Genomic DNA, 19,534 nt, shown 5'->3' with positions numbered 1-19,534 from the left:
CATGGCTCGCCGACCACAAGGACCAGATCGAACCGCACTTCCTGCCTTCGTACTCACCCGAGCTGAGCCCGGACGAGCTCGTCAACGCCGACCTCAAACGCAGCCTGCCCCACACCCACCGGGCCAGGAACCAAGCCGAACTCGCCGCCGAAACCCGCAGGTTCTTCCACCGTCGACAACGCCATCCTCACATCGTGCGCGGATACTTCGGCGGTCGGCACGTCCGCTACGCCCTCAACGAGTGAACCCCATGAGTTTCTGATCAATAGAGTATTTGAGGTCACCTTGATCAGGGCATTTGCGCACCTACTCACCCTTGGCGGTGCTCGCATTACTCAATTTCTCCCCTTTCCCAGGAACGAAGAGCACAAACCTGAAATCAAGGCGATCACCCCGTAAGCAGTCATCGCCTCTGCGAGGCGTTCAAGGAATCTCCATTCCGCGAGATTTATCACCAAGAGGAAGGCTCCCAACGCCGAGAAAAGCAGCCCACCCCACACCGCACGAAGGGCAAACTTACCAATTTCACCATGGCCCTTCTGATTCCTGATGACAACCCAAGGGATGAGCGGCACAGCAACCAGGCCTCCTCCGACCGCTTGCCACGGCGGTTCGAAAGTGAGCGCCGCTGCCGCAGCCACGCAAACCCATGCACCGACTCCAGTGAAGACCAGATACCCACGGACGCTCTGGGCAGAGGCGCCTGCGCGAGTCGGCCTCACCTGTCCGCCCACTTGGTACCAAATCCCATGTGATTCCTCACCTGTCTCCCCATCAGGCCACCTTTCCAGAAACGCCCACCGTTCACCCGCGCCGAGGATGTCATGGTGGACACCGAATGGTAGGGGCTCGTCGGACTCATCAGCATTCCTGCTTTCGCGAGCGCAGTCGCCCCACCGGCTGTTGCAGCACCTATCGATGCCGACTGCACGTACCCCTCCGCACTGTGCTCACCTCCGGACAATCCATAGGTGGCAATACCTTGAGTTGCTCCAATTGCTGCAGACATGATAATTCCACCGGCACCAGCACATACTCCGGCAGTAGCGGCGGTACATATGGTCACGGCTACTCCGCCGACGATTATTACCGCAGCTTGCGCTATCCCTCGCCAATGATCCTTCGCGAAATCCCCCACTACACTCGCAAAGTTATGAACTCCGGACGCAAATCTTCCACCCGAATTCTTCCAGACCCCTTTCCAGAACCCCTCTTCCCTCTCGTTACTCTTCTGCTGTTCCAACGCGTGCTTGAGTTCCGACGCCCGATTCTGCGCCGCCGACTGCTGCTGCGATCCCGACTTGTTCCAGGAGCAGCTGGCTGACATGCTGCCGCCGTAGCAGTACCTGGGGGCGTCAATGGCCGCAGCAAGCTCGGCGGAGCGGCGCCGTCCTTCCCGACTGTTGTGGTCCGGGTTCACCGCAGTGCAACTGGCCGACATGTTGCCGGTATAGCAATGGCTCTTGGGTGGATCCGGGGGTGCACAGCTGGCTGACATGTTGCCGCCGTAGCACCTGGAGTTCTCGCCGGTCGGGTCGGAGTAGGTGGCCGGGTTGTTGCTGCCGTACTGGTAGGCATTGTGCTGGACCGGGTCGTCGACGACCAGTAGTGGGTCCACGGAAATGAAGCGACCGAGTGTCGGGTCGTACTCGCGGGCGCCGAGGTGCGTCAGCCCGGTCGGATCAGTTGTTCCGTCCACGAAGCCATGGCTGCCCGGCCAACTCGTGGCTGTGCTGGAACGCACTCCCCCGAAAGGCAGCTGCTTGCGCCGGGTGACCAGCTGGCCCACGCCCATGGCGACTGCGACAAGTGCGGTGCCCTGCTGGTCGCCGAACAGAAGGGATATGCCGGCTTTGGTACGGACGGCTACGGTCTCTCCGCCGTGGGTGTAATAGCGTGCCGCCGTCTTGACGCCGGCCGAGGTCGCCGTCAGTTCGTTGCCTCCCGGCAGATACGCCGTCGTGGTGCCGTCGGCGTTACGGGCCAGGATCCGGTTGCCGTCGGGGTCGTAGACGTAGGAAGTCGTCTTACCGCCCTCGGCGACCGTGTCAAGGTTGCCCTCTGCGTCCCAGATCATGCCCTGTTCCCTCGAACCGCCCTTGCGCGACTCGGTGTTACCGGAATCGTCGTAGGTGAACTTCTCCGTCTTGCCGTTGTCCGGACCACCGGTCGTGGAGACGGAGCGCAGAGCGTGCGGGTTGTCCCCCGGCGCGCCGGGCGTGTACGTGCGAGTGACATCGGAGGCACCCGTCGTGACCGCGTGCTGGGTCTCCTTGGTGCGGTTGCCCATCATGTCGTACTCGTAGGAGTGCCAGTAGGCGTCCGGTCCACCCACTGTCGTGGCCGACGGGCCGTTCGTGCAGTCGTCGGACGCGTTCTTGGTGGTCCAGGCCTCCGTCATCCGTCGCTGTGCGTCGATGCCGAAGCACTGGGTGTCGGTCACCGCCGCCGTGTCCTGGCCGGAAGTGCTCGATATCCGGGTGGTGTTGCCCGCCGCATCGTACGAGTACTTCGTGTCTTCGATCCGCAACGCCTCGTCGCCGTCGAGGGTGCGTCCGGTCAGCTCACCTGTGTGCTCGTCCCATCGCTGGGTGTTGTAGACCTTGTGCCCCAGCGTGCCGAATTCGGTCCGGACAGGCCTGGAGAAGACGTCGTACGAAGTGGCGTTGACGACGATCGTCGATCCCACTGTGGTCTTCTGTGGGAGATCGCCCTGCCCGTAGACCGTGGTCTGGCGCTCGCTGGGAAGGTCACCGACGGCAGGGTGCTTCACCCATTCCTGGGCCCCCGTGTATTGGTTGTAGCCGTACGTCCAGGTGTACGAGCCGGCCAGCGCACCCGCTGAGTCCGGCAGCGTCGTCGTGGTCGAGGTGGGCTGGTAGCGGTCGTCGTAGCTGTCGACCTGTGTGGTGTAAGCCTTGCCGTCCATATAGCGAGTACTGGACGTCAACTGTCCTTCGGCGATGGTGTCGTACATCCATGAGGCACGCAGCACCGAGCCCTGTTTCAGTTCTTTTCTACGCCCCAACTCGTCGTACGTCGTGGTCAGTTCGATGCCTCGGGCATCAGCGACCAGCCGCGGCCGGTCCGCATCGTCGTATTCCGTGCGGGTCGTTCCCTTGTCCGGGTCGTCCGCGCTTGTCTGACGGCCGCGCGCGTCGTACCCCCAGATCCAGGAGCCTGCCGGATCGGTCATCTTCGCGAGACCGCCATGCTTGTCGTATTCATAGACACTGGTCTGGAACTCGGTGCGTTGCGCATTCGTGTAGGTACGCAATTCACTCTTGCGGCCGAGAGCGTCTTCAATGGTCGTGGTCGCAGTGCCGCCCGCCGGCGGAATCACAGTGGTGCGGTCGCCGCCGTAGGCATAAGTGGTGCGCTTGGTCTCGTCACCGAACTTCCGGGAGATGGACGCCACTGTGCGTGCCGCGCCGTCGAAGAGGTTCTCCACCGCTGCGGGGACCTTGCTGTCGTCGCCGCTTGCCAGCGTCGAGGACGGGGCGCCTGCGGAGTAGTAAGGGGCGTACGTCTTCCACGCCAGGCCGCGGGTGTCGTACAGCGTCTCGGTCACCAATCGCCCGTCGGAGGCTCCGACGGCCGGTGCCTGAGTTTCGCGCGGGCGCAGCAGGCCGTCGTAGAACGTGTAGGTGCTGGCGTACGAACCGTCGAACTGAAGGGTCTTCGCTGTCACCACACTCGGCTTGGACTTGGTGACGCTGTAGGTGTACTCGGTGGAAGGCAGCTTCGGGTAGGTCGTCCGCGACCAGCCCGGCTCCCAGACCTTGATGACTCGGCCGAGCGCGTCGTACTCGATATCGGCCCGCTTGCCGTTGGCGTCCACGGCCGCAGTGGTCACTCCACGCACCGGATCAGTGATGGTTGTGGTGTCCTGCTTGCGGATGTTGGTGGCGATGGTCTGGTTCGGCGATTGCCCGGTGGGAGGGTCGTACTTGGTAGTGATCGTGGCTTTGGACACATCGGTGGCGGAAGTCTGACGGCCGTACTTGTCGTACCCGGCCTCGTTGACAGTCACGAAGCCAGTGCCTTTGCCGTCGTTCTCGTCGCGTCGGGTCTCGTCGCCCTTGGCCGGCTCGGCGCCGAGCGTCGTGGAACTGTCGTAGAAGTAGCGCTTGGTGGACACCAGGTCGGCAGGCAGGCTCGGAGCGGTGCCGCAGGGCTTGGCCACCACCTTTGATTCGGCGACCAGGTCCAGAATGTTCGCGCCGACATTACGGGCGTATGACGCGGTGGTGCACTGCTCATCGCCGCTCTTCGCGGTGTCTCCGCTCTCGGAGAGGGTTTTGACCCTGCCGTAGGAGTCGAACTCCCGCTGCGTCTCGGTGCGCCGTAGCTTCCCGCCGTCGATGGTGGTGCGGGTCTGCTCCTTCTGTACGGCAGTCCGGTAGGCGTAGACAGTCGGCAGATTATCGGCGCGTGCGTGAGTGGCGGTCGCAGACGAGTGCCAGGGCGTGTAGCTGGTGGCCGAGACCAGTGCACCACCAGAACCGTTGTAGGTGGCCTCCTCTCGGACCATGCCGGCGAAGGCTTCATGGTCGTCAAGCGCGTTGCCCTCACCGTCGGCGACCTTCGCTCCAGAAATGCCTCGGAAGTAGCGGGTCTCGGTCAGGGACTGGACGCCCTGAGCCGGGTCGCCGGTGCGCGTCTGCACACGCCCATAGCCTTTGCGAGCGCCGTAAGTACGTTCCTCGGCCTTGGTCAGCTCGTCATCGTCCTTGGCCCACGCGAGCCCCTCCGGATATGAATAGTCGGTCCTCTTGACCGGGGCCCCGGCGACGTTGTCCGACTCCAGCATCTGGGTGACCACGTAGGAGTGGAACCAGTCGGTGTAGGGCTTGTACTCGCCTGCGGGTGCGTCCGGCGGGGACCAGATCACCGGATAGCAACGCTTCGTGTTCGCGGACGGGCTGGGCAGACTTCCGGCCTTGCAGTCCGCTTCGGAGTAAGTGACGCCGATGGTTCCGCCGGACTCGGTCTCTATCGCGTAGACGCGGTAGCGGTTGTACGCAGGGACCGGGTCCACTGCGCCTTCCACTCGGTTGGGCAGTTGCTGTCCTTTGAACGTCACCGGCGGTAGCGTCGCGTCCCCCGCGGTATGTCCGGTGCGGGCAATCGAGGTCAGCCAGAGCGGCGGGTCAGTGCCGTCCCCGGTCGGGCGGAACTCCTGCGTCAGGGCCCAGGAATCGGCCTTCTTGTACGCGCCGCCGACGAGCGCCGAAGTGGCGATCTGAGTGAGGCGCTTACGGCTGAAGTATGTGGGCGAGGAGTTGCCCTCACACGTGGCGCCCTCGGCGCAGGACTGATCGAACGGGGTGTCCGGCCAGTTCTTGGCATTGGCCTTGCTGAACTTTTCTGTGGCGCAGTCGAAGGTGTCAGTGCGCAGGCAACGCTCGGCAACCGTGAAGTCGACCTTGGCTATGGCTTTGTCGGCGTACACGCGATCCGAGCGCAAGCCGTACTCGATGCGCTTCAGATAACCGCCGCGGGTGTAGCTCGTCAGCGTGCCCTTGTACGTCGTCGGGTCAATGTTGCGCTGGTAGTAGTTGGACTCCTTCGCCCAGTAATAGGCCATGGCGTTGCCGTGCGGGTCGACGACGTAGTCCAGGTTCCAGCGCCATGCCTGCCGGCACCAGGAGTCCTTGAAAGCAGCGGCATGGCAGTCCTCCCCCTCGTGGTTGCCGAATACCGGCACCGTCCACGTGGAGTCGGTCTCGTCATTGCCGGAACTCCAGCCCGGCAGCCGGTTGTAGCCGAAGTGGTACTGAGTGCCGTCCGGGGTGGTCGCCACCCAGTATTCGCCGTCGTTGTCACCGTTTCCGCGGTCTGCGCTCTTTCGTAGGACGACCCGGGTGCCGTCGTCGTCCTTCTTGCGCCACTCATCCTTGTGGGCCGCGTCCGGGGCGTCGTCCTTGACCAGCTCACTGGACGAACCATTCATGGAGAGCGTGGCGTTGTTCGTCTTCCAGCACTGGTCGCCGACCCGGGTGGTGTTGTTTCCACCCTTTTTGTCGTCCTCGCAGGCTACGTAGCGACGCTCGATGAAGCCCGGTGACATGGACCATCCGTCGCCGATCCAGTTGGCCTGGTTGTTCGTGGCCGCTGTACGACCGTCGACATCTTGCGAAGAGTAGGTCAGTCCCAGATTGGGCCCCAGGCCTCCCGGGACGGCAGGTGTGTCGATGTCATACGCCCATGAGAAACCGCCGGATGAGCCGCCGGCGCTCCATTTGCCCGAGGGCGCCAGCGATGTGGCAGTGAAGTTCCCTGTAGGGCCGGAGGGTGCAGCCGTCACCGCGAACAGAGTGGTGTCGGGGGATGCCACAGAGCCTGCGAGCGAGCGTGCCGTGGATGTTTCAGGTTGTACCGGTTGGACGGTCTCATGTTCCCCGGAGACCACGACATGCGTGTCGACCTCGGCCGAGAGTGTTCTGCTCCTGGGATCGTTGACGGCCTTGACTGCAAGGCCGGGTGCGCAGCCCTTCTTGCCGGGCGTGGTCAATGCGCAGGAAGAAACCTGGCGCAGCGTCAGCCTGGAGGCCCAGTCACCGCCGTACATTCCAGCGAAGCCCGCGTAGCCGATCTGAATGCCAACTCGCTCTTTGCCGCTTTGCTGGCCGTGTCCCTTCAGGGCTATCACGACGCCGTCGATGCCAGCGGCCTCCGTGGTTGCCCGATCCAGCACCTGCAACTGAACTCGATCAGGCGACCCACCTGAGCGCGCGCCCTCCTGCGGGTTCCCGATAGCCACCGGAAGCGATCCTGCGGTCGTGGTCTTCGACCGTTTGCCGATCGTGGGCATGTCCAGCATCGCTGAACCAGCCTTGGGCCAGTGCGCCTTGGCATTCGGCTTCCACCGATGCTGCGCAGTCTCGTCCGGCTTGTCCAACGCGTGCCGGACGACATCGGAGACCGGTACAGGGTCCGGCTTCTTCAGTTTCTGCAGTTCCAAGTCTGCCGCAGCCGCGACCGGGCCGCCCAGTAGCGCGAGGAGCAGATAGGCCACCAGGGACAGCGCAATGGTCTGCACGCCTCTGACGTATCTGCCACGTGCTCGTTCCGATCCAGCGAACACCGCCGGGCGTATACCGGACATCCATTCCCCCCACAGGAACTTCACAATGCTGAAGATCAGCGAACGGTAGCACTCAGGAACCGCACGGCAAAGGAAAATGAAGAACCTCTCGAAACGCACACTGATCAAGAACTGCTCAATTACCACGCCCGAAGGAAAGATAGGGCATCCATTTCAAGCCAATATTTTCGCCACCCGCGAGCGGGCGCCATTGACTGCAGACTAAACCCTCAGATAACTGGGCATATCGCTTGAGATCGCACCTCCTGACCAGCAGCGGAAGGTGGGTTCAAGAGACTCAAACTCCCCACCAAAGAATCGATCTGCCAGACGCGACCAAATCCCTTTACTGAAGCCATTGACCAGACTGTAGGGTGCCCAGAATTCGGTGAAGCAACAGAAAAGGAAGTGTGATGGTGAATCCTCTGCTACGGCAGAGACGCACCGCGTTTCTGCCCATATCCATGGTGACAGCGCTGATCCTGGCGCTGGCCGCACCGGTGGCTGCCGCGACACCCACCGAAGAGCGCGCCCCATCTGCCGCACAGTCGGGCGCGCGAGGACAGACAGCCCCGGAGGCCTCGGCGCTCGCCAAGGCCGAGTCGACCGGCGAGCCGGCGGAAATCTTGTCCCAACGGACCGAAACCTCCCAGGCATTCGCCAACCCCGACGGATCGTTCACTCAGGAGACCTACGCCCTTCCCCAGTGGGTCCGGAAGAACAACAAGCTGGTCGACATCGACCCAACTCTCGCTCCCACCGCCGACGGAACCCTGGTCGCCAAGGCGACCGAGGTCGGCATAGCGTTCTCCGGCGGCGGCAGCGGGCCACTGGTGACCATCACCCGCGACGGAAGGAGCATGTCGTGGTCCTGGCCGACGCCGTTGCCCCGCCCCGAGATCGAGGGCAACACCGCTACGTATCCGGAGGTCCTCGAAGGCGTCGATCTGAAGATGCGAGCCGGTGAGAGTGGCTTCGGTCAGCTTCTGGTGGTCAAGACGATCGAGGCGGCGGCCAACCCGGCTCTGAAGAGCCTGGAGTTCAAGTTGGCAGTCGACGGCGTGACCGTTTCCGCTGATGATCACGGCAATATGAGAGCCATCAATCCTGCCGGGCAGGAGATCTTCACCGCACCCACCCCGAGAATGTGGGACAGCTCGTCCGCCACTACCGGTTCAGCAGCGCTGCACGCATCCGACCCTGCGGCTCAGGAGCCTCGCGGAGACGAGTTCGAGCCCGGAAACGGCGCGCTGGAGACATCAATGCCGCTCAAGGTGGACGCGGACACCCTCACTCTTGCCCCCGACCAGTCCTTGTTGACCGGCAAGGAAACAACGTACCCGGTGTACTTGGACCCTTCGGTGAGCGGCTCTCGCGAGGCTTGGACCATCATCTACAAGAAGTACCCGGACGGCACCTTCTACAACGGGGCGGGTTGGATCAACTCCGACGGCTCCAAGGGAACGTCAACTGCCCGCGTCGGTTACGAGAACCAGACCAACGGAACAGCACGTTCCTTCTTCCGCATGGACTCCAACAACCTGTGGAACACGGACAAGGTCATCTCCGCCTCCACCTTCCGGATCAAGAACAGCTGGTCGTGGTCCTGCACCAGTCGCCCCGTCGAGACCTGGCTGACCGGATCCATCAGCTCGTCCACCTCGTGGAACAAACCACCGTCCTGGACACGTCAGCTGGACTCGGTCAACGACTCCAAGGGCTACGACTCGTCCTGTCCAGCGGGAAATCTGGCCTTCGACGTGACCTCTGCGGCCAAGGACGCCGTCAGCAAGCACTGGAACAACATCACCCTCGGCATGCGAGTCCCGCTCGCGAGTGAGACCGACGTCTATGGGTGGAAGAAGTTCGATGCCAAGTCCGCGGTGCTGTCCACCACGTACAACACCCGCCCCAATGCCCCGACCGCCCTCGACACCATCCCCAGCACGAAGAACGCCAAGGACTGCGGTACCGCCGCCCCATACGGCCTGATCGGCAACACCGACATCTACCTCACCGCCAAGATGGCTGACAGGGACGGCGGTACCGTCAAGGCCAAGTTCAACCTGTGGCCCACGGGTCACCACCCGAATGACGATCCCAGCGGAGTCATCGTCATCAACAAGACGGTCTCCGTCACCTCCGGCACCGTGGCCAAACTCAAAGTGACCAAGGCCGAGCTCACGCCGTATCTCTCCCGAGCGAACGGGAACTTCTCCTGGAAAGTCCAGGCCCAGGACAGTGCGCTCTCCTCCGACTGGACTCCTCCCGCCGGAGCAGCCGGCTGCCGCTTCGTATTCGACCCCACCCGCCCCAGCAGCCCGCCCGGTGTCACCTCCCAGCAGTTCCCCGATGGCAGCGACGGCTGGCCCGGCGTCACCGGAAGCGTCCGAACCGAAGGCACCTTCACCCTCACCAGCGGCGGAGTGGCAGATGTCACCAAGTACGAGTACTGGACCGACTGGGACGCGACCCGCAGGACCGCGACGCCCAACGCCAACGGGGGTTCCGTCTCGGTGAAGCTGACACCAACCGTGACTGGTCCCAATCGGCTCTACGCCAAGAGCTACGACAAAGCAGGCAACTCATCTGATACCGAACCATATCTTTTCTACGCCAATGGCCCCAAAACCCCTGATAAGCCCGGGGACATCAATGGAGATGGCAACGCCGATCTGTGGGGTGTGGACAAGGATGGCAGCCTGCGCCGCTTTTACGGGGCGGGGGACGGCACCCTGACCGAGGCGCAGCTCACCGCTTCCGATTTCACATGGAACAGCGTGCTGATCACCCACCGAGGGGACTGGAACGACGACGCCTACGAAGATCTCATCGCGCTGCGTCACGACGCCGCCCTGGGCGCGGATCGCCTGTGGATGCATCCCAACAACGGGTACGGCTTCGCCTGCACCGACTGTGCCGACGGCAGTGGTCGAGCGGAGCTGACCGTTTACGACCCCGCCAACGATCACTGGCAGGGCGCCAGTCAGATCCTCGCCGTCGGTGACGTGGACGGCCCCCTCGACACCGACGGCGACGGCACCATCGACGCTCCGGGCTACCCGGACCTGCTGGTCAAGAACGGCAACCAGCTCTGGCTCTACTACGGTTCGCCCGACTACCGGCTCGATTCGTACCGCGACCCCGTCCTCCTCGCTGCCGGTGACGGCATGAGCGAGGGCAGTAACACACTGGACAAGATCACTCTCGCGGCGCCCGGCGACTTCAACGGCGACGACCAAGTCGATCTGGTCGCCCGATTCGACACAGCCGGCGGGCTCTTCCTCTACGACAGCATCAACCCCGACGGCCCCAACGGCCCCGGCCAAGTCAACCCGAGCCATCGTATTGTGCTCGCCGACTACTGGACAACGACGAACGTTCCTCTGTTCACCGCGCCTCCCGACGCCAACAACAACGGAAAATTCGATCTCTGGGGCACCACCCCCGGCACGGGAAGACTCCGATTCTTCTCCGACTACACTCCGACCGGCTACGGACCGATCTCGACTGCATCCACAGCCTTCACCGACTACCAAGCCATCAGCTGACACCTTGGCTGAGGAGTCGTGTCCCCGCCGCGCTTCGGCGGGGACACGCGGGTCCCGGACGACACCGACCAGGAATCCGGTGGCATCGGCCCCACGGTGACGCGACGGCTCCGCCCGTTACGCTCGTACGCATGCAGAGCCTGGCGATGATCGACAACTGGCCCGTCCCCACCGCGGCGGCTGCCGTCGTACGAGCGGACGGCACCGTTCTCGGTACGCACGGCCCGACCGCGCACCGTTTCCCGCTCGCCTCCGTCACCAAGCCGATCGCGGCCTACGCGGCGCTGGTGGCGTACGAGGAGGGCGCGGTCGAGCTCGACGAGCCGGCCGGGCCGGAGGGGTCCACCGTCCGGCACCTGCTCGCGCACACCAGCGGGCTCGCCTTCGACGAGCACCGCACGACGGCCGCGCCCGGCACCCGCCGCCTCTACTCCAACGCGGGCTTCGAGGTGCTCGGCGACCACATCGCCAAGGCCACCGACATCCCGTTCCCGGAGTACGTGCGCCAGGCCGTGCTGGAACCCCTCGGGATGACGGCGACCACGATCGACGGCTCGCCCGCCAAGGACGGCGTCTCGACCGTCGAGGACCTCGTCCGGTTCGCGGCCGAGTTGCAGGCGCCCCGCCTGCTCGACCCGCGTACGGTGCTGGCCGCGCAGACCGTCGTACACCCCGGCCTGAAGGGCGTGCTGCCGGGCTACGGCCACCAGAACCCCAACGACTGGGGCCTCGGCTTCGAGATCCGGGACTCCAAGTCCCCGCACTGGACGGGCAGTTCCTCCTCCCCCGCGACCTTCGGGCACTTCGGGCAGTCGGGGACGTTCCTGTGGGTCGACCCGGTCGCGGGCGCGGCGTGCGTCGCGCTGACCGACCGGCCCTTCGGCCCGTGGGCGGCCGAGGTGTGGCCCCCGTTCACGGACGCGGTGCTCGCGGAGCTGCGCTCCGGTCACTGAGAGCGATCACCCCGTCCGCCGCCCCGGCGACGGCCAGGCACTCGAACCACACCGTCTTGCCCCGGCCGTCCGGCCGGGGCTCCACGCCCCACTTGTCGGTGACGGCGTCGACCAGCACCAACCCGCGCCCGCCCTCGTCGAGTTCGTCCCCCACGACCATCCTCGGCACGTCGGGACAGGAGTCCGCGACCTCGACGCGCACTCCACCGGCCGCGAGCAGGAAGATGAACGTCTGGCAGCGGCGGCCGGGCACGTACCGCACGACGTTCGCGATCAACTCGGTCAGCGCCAGCTCCGCCGCGTCGGCCACGTCCAGGAGTTCCCAGCCCTTGAGGTAGAGGCGCAGGATGCGGCGCAGATGCCGGGCGGAGTGCTCACCCATCGCGAAGTCGGCGTGATAGGTCGTTTCCGCGTCGACCGGCGGCGAGGCAATTACGTGATTCATGTCACCAGGGTGCAGCGGTTTGACTACGCTCGGCTACGTACGGAAACGAACGCCGCGAGGCGTTGAACGCCGGAGGTGCCCCCGCCGTGGCCAACATCCATACGCTCGACCCGAGCGCTTCCCCACTGGACTACTACGGCTGGGAGTTACGTCGCCAGAGAGAAGCGGCCTGCCTCAAGCAGGGGCAGCTCGGCGAGATCATCTTCTGCACCGGCTCCTTGATCGGCCAGATCGAGACCACGAAGAAGCTCCCCACCCGCGACTTCTCCGAACGCGTGGACGCGGCACTCGGCACGGGCGGGATGTTCTCGCGCCTGATCGGCCTCGTTCTGCGCAGCCAACTCCCCGCCTGGTTCCAGCCGTACGCGGACATGGAGGCCAAGGCCACCTACATCTCCACGTACCAGGCGCAGGTGGTGTACGGACTGTTGCAGACGGAGGAGTACGCGCGGGCACTGCTGGCCACCGGCATGCCGGACGACCTGGAGAACCAGGTGGCGGCCCGGATCGAGCGCCAGCGCATCCTGGAGCGGGAGCGGCCCCCGTTCGCCTGGGCCGTCCTCGACGAAGCCTCGCTCCGTCGGCCGGTCGGCGGCAACAATGTGATGCGGAGGCAACTGCTCCGCTTGTTGGAGTTCTCCGACCACCGCTGGATGCGGATCCAGGTGCTGCCCTTCGCAGCCGGTGAACACGCAAGCCTGGCAGGGTCGTTCAATCTTCTCCGCTTCGACGAAGACCCCGACATCGTCTACACGGAGGATGTGATCTCCGGTCATATGACCGCCAGCCCTGACACTGTCAGGGAAGCCGCGCTCCGTTACGCTCATTTGCAGGCCACGGCCCTCTCCGTCGAGGAGTCCGCGGCGCTGATCACCCGCGTGATGGAGGAGTGTTATGGAGACCGGCCACGACCTGAGGAACGCGCGGTGGCGTAAGTCCAGTTACAGCGGAAACACCGGCGGCGACTGCGTCGAATGCACCGTCACCGGCAACGCCGCATGGCGCAAGTCCAGTTACAGCGGAAACACCGGCGGCGAGTGCGTCGAGGTGGTCGACGGCCTCCCCTGTGCCGTGCCGGTCCGCGACAGCAAGAACCCGGGCGGCCCCGTCCTGACCGTCGGAGCCGACGCCTGGCAGAGCTTCGTGGACGGGCTCCGCTGACGTCACCGCAAGACCCGCGCCGAGGGGCCCGGGCCGACCGATGGTCGGCCCGGGCCCCTTCCGCTCCCAACACCCGCTACTCTCCTCGGCCATGGCAGACATAGTCCGCGCCACCGCCGCCGATGTCCCCGCGCTCGCCGCCGTGCTCGCCAGCGCCTACGCCGAGGATCCCGTCTGGTCCTGGCTGATGCCGCGCGACCGGGACCGGCGGCTGCGGCTGCTGTTCACCGCGCATCTGGCCCAGCAGGTCCCGGCCGGCCGGGTCTGGACCGACCCGGAACGCACCGTCGCGGCGGTGTGGGCGGAGCCCGGGAAGTGGAAGCTGCCGACGACGTACCTGCTGCGCAACGCGGGACCACTCATACGCGCGACGAGGGCCCAACTCCCGCATACCGCCGCCCGGTTGTTCGCCATGGAGCACCGCCATCCGGCCGGACCCGAGCACTGGTACGTGGAGTACATCGGCACCCGTGCGGACGCGCGCGGCACGGGGCGCGGGGCTCGCGTGCTCGGCGGGCTGCTGGAGCGGGCGGACGCGGACGGGCGGCCGGTCTTCCTGGAGTCCAGCAACCGCCGCAACCTCACCTTCTACCAGCGGCACGGCTTCACCGTGCACGAGGAGATGACGTTTCGGTCCGGGCCGCCGATGTGGTCGATGTGGCGCCGGGACGACGGCCGGTAGTTCAGGCCGACAGTTCCCAGATCAGCACCTCGGCCGCCCCCTCCGCCACCAGCTCCAGCCCCTCCTCGCCGGTGATCCGCAGCGAGTCGCCCGGCTCCAGTTCCTCGCCCCGCTCGTCGCCGATCCGTACGCCCCCGGCCACCACATGGACGTACACCCGGGCCGCGTCCGGCACCGCCGCGCGCTCCCCCGCGTCCAGCCGGCGCACATGCAGCGTCGCACCGGCCGCCGGGAGGGCGTACGGGGTGGAGTCGGCGAGGCCGGGGACGATCGTGTACGAGGGTTCGCCGCCCGGTTCGAGCGGGGCCAGCCACATCTGGATGAACGTCAGCGGGGTGTCGCCGTCGTTGCGTTCGATGTGCCGGACGCCGGAGGCGGCGCCGAGGCGCTGGAGGTCACCGGCGCGTACGACCGTGGCGTGACCGGCGGAGTCCCGGTGGGTCAGCTCGCCCTCGACGACCCAGGTGACGATCTCCGTATGGCTGTGCGGGTGTTCGTCGAAGCCCGCGCCGGGCGCCAGCCGTTCCGAGTTGCAGGCCATGAGCGCGCCGAAGCGCAGATTGTCCGGGTCGTAGAAGCTGCCGAAGGAGAAGGCGTGCCGGGTCAGGATGCCGGCGTCCTGGTCCCCGCCCGTGAAGCGGTCCTCGGCGCGGTGTACGGAAATCACCCGCCCACGGTAGCCGGGCCGACGTGCGGCCGGATCTCCCGCCTGATCCCTCGCCGGATCTCCCGCCCGATCCTCTGACTGATCTCCCGCCGCACCCCCCTGCGGCTACCCGCCGGTACGACACCGCGGTTGCCCCGGCCCTCCGTGCCCGTCGCCCGATAAGGCAATCTTGTCTTCGTGCCCCGACCCGATCCTGAGCAGTCCGCTGCGAACGCCGCCCACCTGCATGCCGCGACCCTGAAACGGCTGGAGCAGTCCTCCGGCCGGCTCGCCGCGAACGCGATCGCCCGCATGGACGAGTCGCTGCCGTGGTACCGGGCGATGCCACCGGAGAACCGGTCCTGGATCGGGCTGGTGGCCCAGGCCGGTATCGCGGCGTTCACCGAGTGGTTCCGGCATCCGGAGACCCCGCAGGCCATCTCCACCGATGTCTTCGGCACGGCGCCGCGCGAGCTGACCCGGGCGATCACCCTGCGGCAGACCGTCGAGATGGTGCGCACCACGATCGAGGTCATGGAGGCCGCGATCGAGGAGGTCGCCGCGCCCGGCGACGAGTCGGTGCTGCGCGAGGCGCTGCTGGTCTACGCCCGGGAGATCGCCTTCGCGACCGCCCAGGTGTACGCGCAGGCCGCCGAGGCGCGCGGCGCCTGGGACGCCCGGCTGGAGTCCCTCGTGGTCAACGCGGTGCTGTCCGGCGAGGCCGACGAGGGCGCCGTGTCGCGCGCCGCGGCGCTCGGCTGGAACTCCCCCGAACACGTCTGCGTGGTGCTCGGTACGGCCCCGGACGGCGACAGCGAGCTGACCGTGGAGGCGATCCGGCGGGCCGCCCGGCACGCCAAGCTCCAGGTCCTGACCGGGGTCCTCGGCAACCGCCTGGTCGTCATCGCGGGCGGCAGCGACAACCCGCTGCATGTGGCGAAGGCGCTGATCGGGCCGTACGCGGCGGGCCCCGTCGTCGCCGGCCCCGTGGTGCCCGACCTGCTGGCGGCCACCCGGTCCGCGCAGGCCGCCGCCGCCGGGCTGAAGGCGTGCGGCGCCTGGCAGGACGCCCCCAGGCCGGTACTCGCGGACGATCTGCTGCCGGAGCGCGCGATGGCGGGCGATCCCGCCGCGCGGGACCAGTTGGTGGAGGAGATCTACAGACCGCTGGAGGAAGCGGGCTCCGCGCTCCTGGAAACACTGAGTGTCTATCTGGAACAGGCGAGCAGCCTGGAGGGCGCGGCCAGGATGCTCTTCGTCCACCCGAACACCGTGCGCTACCGGCTCCGACGTGTGACAGACGTCACCGGATGGTCACCGTCCGATGTCCGCTCGGCGTTCACGCTGCGGATCGCCCTGATTCTGGGGCGCTTGGCCGCGAGAGATCCTCAGTCCTAGACTTTTGTCGGACATCAACAATTCCCCATACGGTTCTTCGTCCCTGTCCCCACGGGTGTTCGGGACCGTTCACAAGAGAGAGTGTGAGGGTGCTCGTACTCGTCGCTCCCGGCCAAGGCGCTCAGACGCCCGGCTTCCTGACTCCCTGGCTCGATCTCCCCGGTGCCACCGACCGCATCGCGGCGTGGTCCGACGCCATCGGGCTCGACCTCGTCCACTACGGCACCAAGGCCGACGCGGACGAGATCCGTGACACCTCGGTGGCACAGCCGCTGCTGGTGGCCGCCGGTCTGCTCTCCGCCGCCGCGCTCGACGCGTCGCCGGACGTCGTCGCAGGTCACAGCGTTGGTGAGATCACCGCTGCGGCCTACGCCGGAGTCATCGGCGACGAGGCCGCGCTGCGTCTCGTACGGACCCGCGGGCTCGCCATGGCCGAGGCCGCGGCGGTCACCGAGACCGGTATGGCGGCGCTGCTGGGCGGCGACCCGGACGTGTCGATCGCGCACCTGGAGAAGCTCGGGCTGACCCCGGCGAACGTCAACGGGGCGGGCCAGATCGTCGCCGCGGGCACCGCCGCGCAGATCGCCGCGCTGCTTGAGGACATGCCCGAGGGCGTGCGCCGCGTGGTGCCCCTCAAGGTCGCCGGAGCCTTCCACACGAGTCACATGGCCCCCGCCGTCGACCGGCTGCGCGAGGCCGCCGCGGAGCTGAGGCCCGCCGACCCGGCCGTGACATATGTCTCGAACGCCGACGGGAAGGCCGTCGCCACCGGCGACGAGGTCATCTCCCGGCTGGTCGGCCAGGTGGCCAACCCGGTCCGCTGGGACCTGTGCATGGAGACCTTCAAGGAGCTGGGCGTCACCGCTCTCATCGAGGCATGCCCCGGCGGGACCCTCACGGGCCTCGCCAAGCGCGCGCTGCCCGGCGTGAAGACGCTCGCGCTCAAGACCCCCGACGACCTCGACGCGGCCCGCGCACTCGTCTCCGAGCACGCCGGCGCCTAAGGAGCCCGAGAGAATGTCGAAGATCAAGCCCAGCCAGGGCGCCCCGTACGCACGGATCATGGGTGTCGGCGGCTACCGCCCGACCCGTGTCGTGCCCAACGAGGTGATCCTTGAGACGATCGACTCGTCCGACGAGTGGATCCGTTCGCGCTCGGGCATCGCCACCCGCCACTGGGCCTCCGAGGAGGAGACCGTGGCCGCGATGTCCGTGGAGGCGTCCGGCAAGGCCATCGCGGACGCAGGCATCACGCCCGAGCAGATCGGCGCCGTGATCGTCTCCACCGTCTCGCACTTCAAGCAGACCCCGGCCATCGCGACCGAGATCGCCCATCTGGTCGGCGCGGGCAAGCCCGCCGCCTTCGACATCTCGGCCGGCTGCGCCGGCTTCGGCTACGGTCTGACCCTCGCCAAGGGCATGATCGTCGAAGGTTCCGCGGAGTACGTGCTGGTCATCGGCGTGGAGCGGCTCAGCGACCTCACCGACAAGGAGGACCGCGCGACGGCCTTCCTGTTCGGTGACGGCGCCGGTGCGGTCATCGTCGGCCCTTCCAAGGTGCCGGCCATAGGCCCGACCGTGTGGGGCTCCGAGGGCGACAAGTCCGAGACCATCAAGCAGACCGTGGCGTGGGACGAGTTCCACGCCGAGCGTCCGGAGAAGTTCCCGGCCATCACCCAGGAGGGCCAGGCGGTGTTCCGCTGGGCCGTCTTCGAGATGGCGAAGGTCGCCCAGCAGGCGCTGGACGCGGCCGGGATCTCCCCGGAAGACCTGGATGTCTTCATTCCGCACCAGGCCAACATGCGGATCATCGACTCGATGGTGAAGACCCTGAAGCTGCCGGAGAACGTCACCGTCGCCCGCGACGTGGAGACCACCGGCAACACCTCCGCCGCCTCGATCCCGCTCGCTATGGAGCGGCTCCTGGCGACCGGTCAGGCGAAGAGCGGCGACACCGCGCTCGTCATCGGCTTCGGGGCGGGTCTCGTCTACGCCGCGACGGTCGTTACCCTCCCCTAGGCACACCAGGCCGTTTCGGCCCGGACGTCCGAACCCTGTAGATAAATACCGAAGGAGCCATCATGGCCGCCACCCAGGAAGAGATCGTCAGCGGTCTCGCAGAGATCGTCAACGAGATCGCCGGGATCCCGGTCGAGGACGTCCAGCTGGACAAGTCCTTCACCGACGACCTGGACGTCGACTCGCTGTCCATGGTCGAGGTCGTCGTCGCCGCCGAAGAGCGCTTCGACGTCAAGATCCCCGACGACGACGTCAAGGGCCTCAAGACGGTCGGCGACGCTGCCGACTACATCCTCAAGCACCAGGGCTGATCAGCCCGGCTCCTGTGTCGCCACCCGGCGGTGGCGCCGCTGATTCACGACCCTCTACACGTGGAGAAGATTTTCCAGTGAACTCGACCAATCGCACCGTGGTCGTCACCGGTATCGGCGCAACCACTCCGCTGGGTGGCGACTCGGCGTCGACCTGGGAAGGTCTGATGGCCGGTCGTTCCGGCGTCAAGCCTCTCGAGGGCGAACGTTTCGCCGAACTGCCCGTCCGGATCGCCGCCCTCGCGGCCGTCGACCCGGGCGACGTTCTGCCCCGCCCACTCGCCCGCAAGCTGGACCGCTCGGCGCAGTTCGCGCTGATCGCGGCCCGTGAGGCCTGGGCGGACGCCGGTTTCACCGGCAAGGCCGGCGAGGACGAGAAGATCCAGCCCGAGCGGCTGGGTTCGGTCATCGCCTCCGGCATCGGCGGCGTGATCACCCTGCTCGACCAGTACGACGTGCTCAAGGAGAAGGGCGTACGCCGCGTCTCCCCGCACACCGTGCCGATGCTCATGCCCAACGGCCCGGCGGCCAACGTCGGCCTGGAGGTCAACGCCCAGGCCGGCGTGCACACCCCGGTCTCCGCCTGCGCCTCGGGCGCCGAGGCGATCGGGTACGCCGTCGAGATGATCCGCACCGGCCGTGCCGATGTGGTCCTCGCCGGTGGCACCGAGGCGGCGATCCACCCGCTGCCGATCGCCGCGTTCGCCAACATGATGGCGATGTCCAAGAACAACGAGGAGCCCGAGAAGGCCTCCCGCCCGTACGACACCGGCCGTGACGGCTTCGTGCTCGGCGAGGGTGCCGGGGTCGTCGTCCTGGAGTCCGCGGAGCACGCCGCCAAGCGTGGCGCCAAGATCTACTGCGAGGTGCTGGGCCAGGGCCTGTCCGCGGACGCCCACCACATCGCGCAGCCCGAGCCGACCGGGCGCGGCATCGCCGCCGCGATGCAGAACCTGCTGGACCAGACGGACCTCAAGCCGTCCGAGGTCGTGCACCTCAACGCGCACGCCACCTCGACGCCGCAGGGCGACGTCGCGGAGCTGAAGGCGCTGCGCAAGGTCCTGGGCGACGACCTGGACCATGTCGCGATCTCCGCGACGAAGTCGATGACCGGTCACCTCCTCGGTGGCGCCGGCGGCATCGAGACCGTCGCGACGGTCCTGGCGCTGCACCACCGGATGGCCCCTCCGACGATCAACGTCGAGCACCTCGACGAGGCCGTGGAGGCGGACATCGTGCGTGACGCGCCGCGTCCGCTGCCGGAGGGTTCGATCGCCG

Annotated in this window: 15 protein-coding genes; 11 read left to right on the top strand and 4 right to left on the bottom strand. The window is 66.6% G+C overall.

Features of this window, described 5'->3' with window-relative positions:
• Positions 1–245 (top strand): transposase (locus EES42_RS10460; protein WP_206433431.1); only part of this gene is annotated, 245 nt, incomplete at its 5' end.
• Between the two features lie 90 nt (positions 246–335).
• Here the strand turns inward: EES42_RS10460 and EES42_RS10455 are convergent.
• Both EES42_RS10455 and EES42_RS10450 read right to left on the bottom strand, forming a co-directional pair.
• On the bottom strand, positions 336–641 hold the full coding sequence (locus tag EES42_RS10455) for a hypothetical protein (protein WP_124717853.1): 306 nt from the start codon (positions 639–641) through the stop codon (positions 336–338).
• A gap of 77 nt (positions 642–718) precedes the next feature.
• Positions 719–7,237 (bottom strand): RHS repeat domain-containing protein, encoded by a 6,519-nt coding sequence (locus EES42_RS10450; RefSeq protein ID WP_241196345.1) that lies wholly within the window; start codon positions 7,235–7,237, stop codon positions 719–721.
• Positions 7,238–7,503: 266 nt separating this feature from the next.
• Here EES42_RS10450 and EES42_RS10445 point away from each other — a divergent pair, with 266 nt between their 5' ends.
• Both EES42_RS10445 and EES42_RS10440 read left to right on the top strand, forming a co-directional pair.
• Positions 7,504–10,641 carry a VCBS repeat-containing protein gene (locus EES42_RS10445; protein WP_241196344.1) on the top strand — a complete coding sequence of 1,046 codons (3,138 nt, stop codon included), beginning with the start codon at positions 7,504–7,506 and terminating at the stop codon, positions 10,639–10,641.
• A gap of 131 nt (positions 10,642–10,772) precedes the next feature.
• Complete coding sequence (locus EES42_RS10440; protein WP_124717852.1) at positions 10,773–11,594, top strand: serine hydrolase domain-containing protein; 822 nt, start codon at positions 10,773–10,775, stop codon at positions 11,592–11,594.
• On the opposite strand, the gene EES42_RS10435 is transcribed toward EES42_RS10440, so the two are convergent.
• Positions 11,554–11,976 (bottom strand): ATP-binding protein, encoded by a 423-nt coding sequence (locus EES42_RS10435; RefSeq protein WP_124718488.1) that lies wholly within the window; start codon positions 11,974–11,976, stop codon positions 11,554–11,556. The two genes, EES42_RS10440 and EES42_RS10435, sit on opposite strands and share 41 nt — an antisense overlap.
• Before the next feature lie 149 nt (positions 11,977–12,125).
• On the opposite strand from EES42_RS10435, the gene EES42_RS10430 reads away from it, so the two are divergent.
• The 3 genes from EES42_RS10430 to EES42_RS10420 all read left to right on the top strand — a co-directional run bounded on the left by EES42_RS10430 (position 12,126) and on the right by EES42_RS10420 (position 13,882).
• Positions 12,126–12,974, top strand: a complete 849-nt coding sequence (locus tag EES42_RS10430) for a helix-turn-helix domain-containing protein (RefSeq protein ID WP_124717851.1) — start codon at positions 12,126–12,128, stop codon at positions 12,972–12,974.
• Complete coding sequence (locus tag EES42_RS10425) at positions 12,934–13,200, top strand: DUF397 domain-containing protein (protein WP_124717850.1); 267 nt, start codon at positions 12,934–12,936, stop codon at positions 13,198–13,200. The genes EES42_RS10430 and EES42_RS10425 overlap by 41 nt, the downstream gene beginning before the upstream one ends.
• A gap of 91 nt (positions 13,201–13,291) precedes the next feature.
• Complete coding sequence (locus EES42_RS10420; protein ID WP_124717849.1) at positions 13,292–13,882, top strand: GNAT family N-acetyltransferase; 591 nt, start codon at positions 13,292–13,294, stop codon at positions 13,880–13,882.
• A 1-nt stretch (position 13,883) separates the two neighbouring features.
• Here the strand turns inward: EES42_RS10420 and EES42_RS10415 are convergent, their stop codons facing one another.
• A complete protein-coding gene (locus EES42_RS10415) occupies positions 13,884–14,549 on the bottom strand; it encodes a pirin family protein (RefSeq protein ID WP_124717848.1) in 666 nt (221 codons plus the stop codon).
• A gap of 177 nt (positions 14,550–14,726) precedes the next feature.
• Here EES42_RS10415 and EES42_RS10410 point away from each other — a divergent pair, with 177 nt between their 5' ends.
• From EES42_RS10410 to EES42_RS10390, 5 genes are all read left to right on the top strand, one after another.
• Positions 14,727–15,926: a PucR family transcriptional regulator gene (locus tag EES42_RS10410; RefSeq protein ID WP_124717847.1), complete on the top strand. Its 1,200-nt coding sequence runs from the start codon at positions 14,727–14,729 to the stop codon at positions 15,924–15,926.
• An 89-nt stretch (positions 15,927–16,015) separates the two neighbouring features.
• On the top strand, positions 16,016–16,930 hold the full coding sequence (locus EES42_RS10405) for an ACP S-malonyltransferase (protein WP_124717846.1): 915 nt from the start codon (positions 16,016–16,018) through the stop codon (positions 16,928–16,930).
• Between the two features lie 13 nt (positions 16,931–16,943).
• A complete protein-coding gene (locus EES42_RS10400; RefSeq protein ID WP_124717845.1) occupies positions 16,944–17,945 on the top strand; it encodes a ketoacyl-ACP synthase III in 1,002 nt (333 codons plus the stop codon).
• Positions 17,946–18,007: 62 nt separating this feature from the next.
• Entirely contained in the window at positions 18,008–18,256 is a 249-nt protein-coding gene (locus tag EES42_RS10395; protein WP_124717844.1) for an acyl carrier protein, read from the top strand.
• A 77-nt stretch (positions 18,257–18,333) separates the two neighbouring features.
• A partial coding sequence (locus EES42_RS10390) for a beta-ketoacyl-[acyl-carrier-protein] synthase family protein (RefSeq protein ID WP_164495215.1) occupies positions 18,334–19,534 on the top strand: 1,201 nt, incomplete at its 3' end.

Source organism: Streptomyces sp. ADI95-17 (genome assembly GCF_003846175.1).
Lineage (GTDB): Bacteria > Actinomycetota > Actinomycetes > Streptomycetales > Streptomycetaceae > Streptomyces > Streptomyces sanglieri.
The sequence above is the reverse complement of the archived record's forward strand: the minus strand, read 5'-3'. Positions and strand labels throughout refer to the sequence as shown.

What these genes read in the sequence shown, in the direction of transcription:
- EES42_RS10400 (WP_124717845.1), top strand. Translation starts at nt 16,944, where the DNA reads ATGTCGAAGATCAAGCCCAGCCAGGGCGCCCCGTACGCACGGATCATG.
- EES42_RS10435 (WP_124718488.1), bottom strand. Translation starts at nt 11,976, where the DNA reads ATGGGTGAGCACTCCGCCCGGCATCTGCGCCGCATCCTGCGCCTCTAC.
- EES42_RS10440 (WP_124717852.1), top strand. Translation starts at nt 10,773, where the DNA reads ATGCAGAGCCTGGCGATGATCGACAACTGGCCCGTCCCCACCGCGGCG.
- EES42_RS10420 (WP_124717849.1), top strand. Translation starts at nt 13,292, where the DNA reads ATGGCAGACATAGTCCGCGCCACCGCCGCCGATGTCCCCGCGCTCGCC.
- EES42_RS10395 (WP_124717844.1), top strand. Translation starts at nt 18,008, where the DNA reads ATGGCCGCCACCCAGGAAGAGATCGTCAGCGGTCTCGCAGAGATCGTC.
- EES42_RS10425 (WP_124717850.1), top strand. Translation starts at nt 12,934, where the DNA reads ATGGAGACCGGCCACGACCTGAGGAACGCGCGGTGGCGTAAGTCCAGT.
- EES42_RS10445 (WP_241196344.1), top strand. Translation starts at nt 7,504, where the DNA reads ATGGTGAATCCTCTGCTACGGCAGAGACGCACCGCGTTTCTGCCCATA.